Genomic DNA, 4530 nt, shown 5'->3' with positions numbered 1-4530 from the left:
CGCCGCGCTGAAGTTCGGTGCCACCCATGCTTATCCGGATACCGACGCCGCATTCGCCGGTATTGCCGAAGTCACGTGGGGACTGATGTCCAAGCAGGTCATCGTGACGGTCGGCGAGCTGAAGGGCGCGGATGTCGACACGTACGTCAACCTGACCTCCAAGGGCGGCACGACGGTCCTCACGGCCATCGGCAGCCTGATGGACACCAACGTGTCGTTGAACCTTGCGATGCTGACCCTGATGCAGAAGCGGATCCAGGGCACCATCTTCGGCGGCGGCAACCCGCACTTCGACATTCCCCAGCTGCTGTCGATGTACAAGGCGGGCAAGCTCAACCTCGACGACATGATCACCCGGCAGTACCAGCTGGAGCAGATCAACGACGGCTACACCGACATGCTGGAGGGCCGCAACATCCGCGGCGTCATCCGCTTCACCGACGCCGACAGGTAGGGCAGGCCATGTCCCAGGAAACCGTCGAGAAGTCACCCGTACTCCTTGCGTCGGAGGCGTCGTGGCGATGCGTCCAGTCTGGTGACCGCGAGGGCTGGCTGGCTCTGATGACCGACGACGTCGTCATCGAGGATCCGATCGGCGAGGCCGTCACCAACCCCGACGGCAACGGCGTGCGCGGGAAGGAGGCCGTCGCGGCGTTCTACGACGCCAACATCGGCCCCAACCAGCTGACCGTCACCCGTGAGGCGACGTTTCCGTCGAGCTCCCCGACCGAGATCGCCTACATCCTGGTGCTACACACCAAGTTTCCGAACGGCTTCACCGCCACGGTCCGCGGCGTGTTCACCTATCGCGTCAACGACGAGGGGCTGATCACGAACCTGAGGGGCTACTGGAACATGGACGCCATGGAGTTCGGGCAGGAAGGCTGACCGAGCGGCCGCCTCGCCCACGCTCGTGAAACGTGTGCGAATTTCGGCCCCGATTTTCGCAGAGGATTCACGCGCAGTGCGCTAGCCGCGGGGCACCCCGAACACCCGCCGCAACGCGACGAATCGCACCAGCGTGGCCACCAGGTTGGCGATCACCAGCACGGACAACTCCGCTTCCTTACCGACTGTCGGGTCGAGCTCGTGCAGGACGTACAGCGTCCCGCTGGTGATGGCCAGCCCGAACCCGAACACCATCAAACCGTGGAACTGGTGGCGAACCGCCCCGGTGTTGCCGCGGATGCCGAACGTGAAGGCCCGGTTGGCCGCGGTGTTGGCGACGGCCGTCAGCAGCAACGCCACCAGGTTGGCGGCTTGGGCACCCATCGCTGGGTGCAGCACCAGGTACAGCAGCGCATACGCGAGTGTGCTTGCCACACCGATGATTCCGAACCTCAGCAGCTGTCCGACCATGCCGCGCGGCACCCCTGCAACCAGCGGCTCGCGGCCGAGTCCGGCCCGCAGTTCGCGGAGCGGCAGCGCACCGGTCGCCAGCGCTCGCCCGACGCGCCAGCAGCCCTTGAGGTCGTCGACCGCGGTGCGCAGGATGTCGACGCGCGAGTCGGGGTCGTCGATCCAGTCGACGGGTACCTCGTGGATGCGCAAACCGGCACGCTCGGCGATCACCAGCAGCTCGGTGTCGAAGAACCAACCGGTGTCGGCCACCAGCGGCAACAGCTGCCTGGCGACGTCGGCTCGAAGGGCCTTGAAGCCGCACTGCGCATCCGAGAAGCGCGCCCCCAACATGCCACGGAGCACGAGGTTGTAACCGCGCGAGACGAATTCGCGCTTGGGGCCCCTGACCACCCTGGCCGATGCCACCAACCGGGAACCGATCGCGATGTCGGAATGGCCGGAGACCAGCGGCGCGATCAACGGCATCAGCGCAGTCAGATCGGTCGACAGATCCACGTCCATGTAGGCGACCACGTCGGCGGTCGACGTCATCCACGCCGCCCGTAGTGCTCCGCCGCGTCCCTTGGCGTCGAGATGGATGACGGCCACGTCCGGCAACTCCTCGGCCAGGCGACGCGCCACCGCCAGTGTGTCGTCAGTACTGGCGTTGTCGGCCACCGTGATCCGGGTCGGGTACGGCACCTCGGTGCTCAGAAAACGATGGAGCCGACGGACGCAACCAGGCAGGTCGCGTTCCTCGTCGAACACCGGGATGACGATGTCCAGGACGTAACTCCGCCGCACCGAGAACCGCATCGGGCGTGATGGACTGCCGGCCGTGGTGGAATCGGCCAGGTCGGTCATGACGTTCACCGTCGCCGATCGACCTGCCACCGATCTGACGCCGAGCTGGCAACTTCCTGCGGACACCGTCTGGCATGCTCGACCCATGGCTTCCGTGTTCACCATGATCATCAACCGCGAGATCCCGGGGCGGTTCGTCTACGAGGACGACGACGTCGTCGCGTTCCTCACCATCGAGCCGATGACGCAGGGCCACACGCTGGTGGTGCCTCGCGCCGAGATCGACAACTGGCAGGACGTCGCGCCCGAGGCGTTCCAGCAGGTGATGGCTGTCGCCCAGCGCATCGGGAGGGCGGTCTCCAAGGCATTCGACACGGAGCGGTCGGGTCTGATCATCGCCGGGCTGGAGGTTCCGCACCTGCACGTACACGTGTTCCCCGCCCGCAACCTGTCCGACTTCGGGTTCGCCAACGTCGACCGCAACCCGTCGGCCGAATCGCTCGACGAGGCGCAGGCCAAGATCAAAGCTGCTCTCGCAGAACTGGATTAGCCGTCAGTTGACGGCGGCGGGCACGTCGGCGTGCACCTCGGCAATGCGTGGCAGTTGCACGGTGAAACGACAGCCCTGACCTGGCGCGGTGGTGACGCTGACCGTTCCGCCGTGGGCGTACACCAGCGAGTCCACGATCGACAGGCCCAGCCCGGTGCCGCCGCTGGCTCGCGCCCGCGAGGAGTCGGTGCGGTAGAACCGTTCGAAGATCCGCTGGGCGTCCTCGTGGCTCATCCCCGGCCCCTCGTCAGCCACTTCGAGGATTGCGTTGTCCTGCTCGGTGCCGACTCTGATCGCGATGCTGGCCGTGTCCGGGGTGTGCTGCAGCGCGTTGGCCACGAGATTGCCCAGCACCTGCCGCAGGCGCGCCTCGTCCCCGAGCACCTCGGGAGTACCTGGGCCGTCGAACACCTCCATGGTGATCGAGCGCTTCGGCGCGATGGACTGCGCGTCGTGCACCCCGTCGCTGGCCAACGACAGCAGATCTACCCGACGCCGCTCCATCGGACGCTGCGCGTCGAGGCGGGCCAACAGCAGCAGATCGTCGACCAGCAGGCCCATCCGCTGCGATTCGCTCTCGATGCGGTTCATCAGGAGCTCGACGTCACGCGCGGCGCCCTGGCGGTACAACTCGGCGAAGCCGCGGATGGTAGTCAGTGGCGTCCGCAACTCGTGACTGGCGTCGGTGATGAACCGCCGCATCCGGTCCTCGGACGTCCTGGCATGTTCGGCGGAGGCCTCCGACGCCGCGACGGCACGCTGGATCTGGGCGAGCATGCCGTTCAGCGCCAACGAGAGCCGGCCCACTTCCGTACGCGAATCCCGTTGCGGGATACGGCGATCGAGCTCCCCTGCGGCGATGGCCGCCGCCGTCTGTTCGACCTCCACCAACGGTCGCAGGCTGCGGTGCACCACGGCGAAACCGGCTACGCCGAGCACCAGCAGGACCGCGGCGCCGATGCCGACCTGCGACCACGTCAGGGCACGCACGGTCGACGACACCTCCGACAGGTCGATGGCGACGGTGGTGAGTTCACCGTGCAGGCCGCGTACGGTCATCGCCCGCCACTGCACGTCGGAGTGATTGATGGAGCCCACGGTGACGGGCACGGGTCCCACGTCGTTGCTGTCCGGCAGGGCGGGCTCGGCCTCGCGGTCGTTGACGGCCATCCAGATGCGGCCGTCTGGGTCGATGCCGCGGACGTAGAAGTTGGAGGGCGGCCTGGCCGGGTTGGGGTCCTCCATCGGGGTGACGGGAGCGCGCCGCGGTGCCTGAGCCCACCCTCGCGAGGCGTCGAGCAACGTCTCGTCGACCCGATTCACCAGGGTGTGACGCATGATCGAGGTGACCGCGATTCCCGAGGCGAGCAGGCCGCACGCCACCAACACCAGGGTGGCTGCCACCAACCCGACGCGCAGCGGGATCCCCCGCCCGCGAAGACTCGCCATTCCCCCATTGTGCAGAAAACGGGGGCTCACGAAGTCAGGAATCCGCCACTAGCGCGGCTCACGCAACACGTATCCGACCCCGCGCAGCGTATGGAGAAGGCGCTTTTCGCCGGTGTCGATCTTGCGCCGCAGGTAGGAGACATAGGACTCCACGACGTTGACGTCGCCACCGAAGTCGTAGCGCCACACGTGGTCGAGGATCTTGGGCTTCGACAGCACGGTGCCTGCATTGATGATGAAGTAGCGCAGCAGCGTGAACTCCGTCGGCGACAACGAGACCGGCTCGCCTGCCTTCCACACCTCGTGGGTGTCCTCGTCGAGTTCGATGTCGGCGAAGGTCAGGCGGGCGCTGCGTGGCTCTTCGACGCCCCGCCCGGAGCGGCGCA

At 66.9% G+C, this 4530-nt stretch carries 6 protein-coding genes; 3 read left to right on the top strand and 3 right to left on the bottom strand.

Going from position 1 to position 4530, the window contains the following annotated elements:
- Together ABW137_RS01850 and ABW137_RS01845 are read left to right on the top strand one after the other, a co-directional pair.
- The coding region (locus ABW137_RS01850) for a zinc-binding dehydrogenase (protein WP_526396297.1) at positions 1–454 on the top strand (454 nt) is incomplete at its 5' end.
- 8 nt (positions 455–462) lie between these two features.
- Positions 463–888 carry a nuclear transport factor 2 family protein gene (locus ABW137_RS01845; protein ID WP_526396295.1) on the top strand — a complete coding sequence of 142 codons (426 nt, stop codon included), beginning with the start codon at positions 463–465 and terminating at the stop codon, positions 886–888.
- Between the two features lie 81 nt (positions 889–969).
- On the opposite strand, the gene ABW137_RS01840 is transcribed toward ABW137_RS01845, so the two are convergent.
- Entirely contained in the window at positions 970–2157 is a 1188-nt protein-coding gene (locus tag ABW137_RS01840; RefSeq protein WP_526396299.1) for a bifunctional glycosyltransferase family 2/GtrA family protein, read from the bottom strand.
- Between the two features lie 133 nt (positions 2158–2290).
- Here ABW137_RS01840 and ABW137_RS01835 point away from each other — a divergent pair, with 133 nt between their 5' ends.
- On the top strand, positions 2291–2695 hold the full coding sequence (locus ABW137_RS01835; RefSeq protein ID WP_526396293.1) for an HIT family protein: 405 nt from the start codon (positions 2291–2293) through the stop codon (positions 2693–2695).
- A 3-nt stretch (positions 2696–2698) separates the two neighbouring features.
- On the opposite strand, the gene ABW137_RS01830 is transcribed toward ABW137_RS01835, so the two are convergent.
- Together ABW137_RS01830 and ABW137_RS01825 are read right to left on the bottom strand one after the other, a co-directional pair.
- Entirely contained in the window at positions 2699–4144 is a 1446-nt protein-coding gene (locus tag ABW137_RS01830; RefSeq protein ID WP_526396291.1) for a sensor histidine kinase, read from the bottom strand.
- Between the two features lie 48 nt (positions 4145–4192).
- Positions 4193–4530: winged helix-turn-helix domain-containing protein (locus tag ABW137_RS01825; protein WP_526396289.1), on the bottom strand; the 338-nt coding region annotated here is incomplete at its 5' end.

The sequence above is a fragment of the Mycobacterium sp. genome, assembly GCF_040509115.1.
Taxonomy (GTDB): domain Bacteria; phylum Actinomycetota; class Actinomycetes; order Mycobacteriales; family Mycobacteriaceae; genus Mycobacterium.
The sequence above is the reverse complement of the archived record's forward strand: the minus strand, read 5'-3'. Positions and strand labels throughout refer to the sequence as shown.

Excerpts from the sequence above, each read along its gene's own strand:
- ABW137_RS01845 (WP_526396295.1), top strand. The coding sequence starts at position 463 with ATGTCCCAGGAAACCGTCGAGAAGTCACCCGTACTCCTTGCGTCGGAG.
- ABW137_RS01840 (WP_526396299.1), bottom strand. The coding sequence starts at position 2,157 with ATGCGGTTCTCGGTGCGGCGGAGTTACGTCCTGGACATCGTCATCCCG.
- ABW137_RS01835 (WP_526396293.1), top strand. The coding sequence starts at position 2,291 with ATGGCTTCCGTGTTCACCATGATCATCAACCGCGAGATCCCGGGGCGG.
- ABW137_RS01830 (WP_526396291.1), bottom strand. The coding sequence starts at position 4,144 with ATGGCGAGTCTTCGCGGGCGGGGGATCCCGCTGCGCGTCGGGTTGGTG.